This is a genomic window from Actinotalea sp. C106, from assembly GCF_023630195.1.
In the GTDB taxonomy this organism is placed as follows: domain Bacteria; phylum Actinomycetota; class Actinomycetes; order Actinomycetales; family Cellulomonadaceae; genus Actinotalea.
The window spans coordinates 1-1,462 of the sequence record NZ_JALPKN010000484.1; the positions used below are offsets into that span (position 1 = coordinate 1).

The following is a 1,462-nucleotide window of genomic DNA, read 5'->3' on the forward strand; positions in this document are numbered from 1 at the left end:
CCGGAGCTGGTCCACCGGGTGCAGGGCGCGCCCCAGCACCAACCAGATCGTCAGCGCGAGGAGGGCCGTCAGCACCGGCACCACGCCGACCAGGGCGAGGCGCAGGGCGTCGACCAGGCCCTGGACCTCGGCGAGCGGCACGGTCGCGACGATGGTCGCGGGCTCCCCGCGGTAGGTCGTGCCCAGCACGGCCGCGCGGGCCTCGCCGTCGTACGCGCTGGCCGTGGTGGTCAGGACGGCGACCTCCGTGCCGGCGAGGTCGGCGAGGTCCCCGGCCGGCAGCACCGGCAGGGTCCGGCTCGCGTTGGGCGAGGAGGCCACCACCTGGCCCGCGGAGTCGACGAGCTGGACCAGCTCCCCGGGCTCGCTGACCGGGAGCGTCGCGGGGAGCTGGTCGGTCAGCACGAGGTCCTCGACGACGGCGACCCGCTCGCGGGCGATCTCGTCGAGGGCCGCGACCCGGCTGCCCGAGAGCACGGTGGTCAGCGCGACGGCGCCGACGACGAGGGTCACGCACAACGAGGCGGCGGTGAGCACCGTGAGCCGTACCCGCAGGGACCAGCGGTCCACGGTTCAGCCCCCCACGCGGTAGCCCGCGCCGCGGACGGTGGTGACGGCCGTGCGGCCGAGCTTGCGGCGCAGGTAGCCCACGTAGACCTCGACCACGTTCAGGTCCTCGCCCGTGCCGTCCCACACGTGGTCCCGCAGCTCGACCTTGCCCACCACTCGCCCCGCGTGGCGCATCAGGTACTCGAGCAGGGCGAGCTCGCGCACCGTGAGGTCGACCGGGGTGCCCGCGAGGGCCACGGTCCGCGCCGCGGGATCCAGGAGGAGGTCGCCCACCGCGAGCACCGCCGGCCGGGGCTCGGCAGGCCGGCGGACCAGGGCGCGGAGCCGGGCCACGAGCACCACGAAGGCGAAGGGCTTGGTCAGGTAGTCGTCGGCCCCGACGTCGAGCCCGTCGGCGACGTCGTGCTCGCCGTCCTTGGCGCTCAGCATCAGGACCGGCGTCCACACCCCGCGCTCGCGCAGGGCCGTGACGACGTCGTACCCGTTGCGCCGGGGCAGCATCACGTCGAGCACGATCGCGTCGTAGTCCCGATCGGTCGCCAGGTCCAGCCCCGTCTCGCCGTCCAGGGCGACATCCACCGCGAAGCCCTCGGCGGCGAGTCCCCGCTCGATCGCGCGCACCAGCGTCCGCTCGTCGTCGACCACCAGCACGCGCACCCTGGCAGCATGCCACCCATGGGCGACGGACCGGGTGCGGGCACGAGCAGGGCCGGGCGTGCCCTCTCAGCGTCCTCTCAGGCAGGACGGAGCACAGTGGTCCCATGACCGAGACCCAGCCCAGCAGCCCCGCGGCCCCGCCGCCCTCGTCGACCCCGACGGCCCGACGGCGCTGGGCCGTGCCCGCGGTCGTCGCGACCGCCGTGGCCGGCGCCTTCGTCGCCCCGCCCCTGCT

At 75.6% G+C, this 1,462-nt stretch carries 1 protein-coding gene and 1 pseudogene; both read right to left on the bottom strand.

Features of this window, described 5'->3' with window-relative positions:
• A pseudogene (locus L0B03_RS17840) lies at positions 1-570 on the bottom strand (two-component sensor histidine kinase); the annotation flags it as partial.
• Between the two features lie 3 nt (positions 571-573).
• Positions 574-1,227 (bottom strand): response regulator transcription factor, encoded by a 654-nt coding sequence (locus tag L0B03_RS17845; RefSeq protein ID WP_250448345.1) that lies wholly within the window; start codon positions 1,225-1,227, stop codon positions 574-576.
• Positions 1,228-1,462 lie beyond the last annotated feature (235 nt).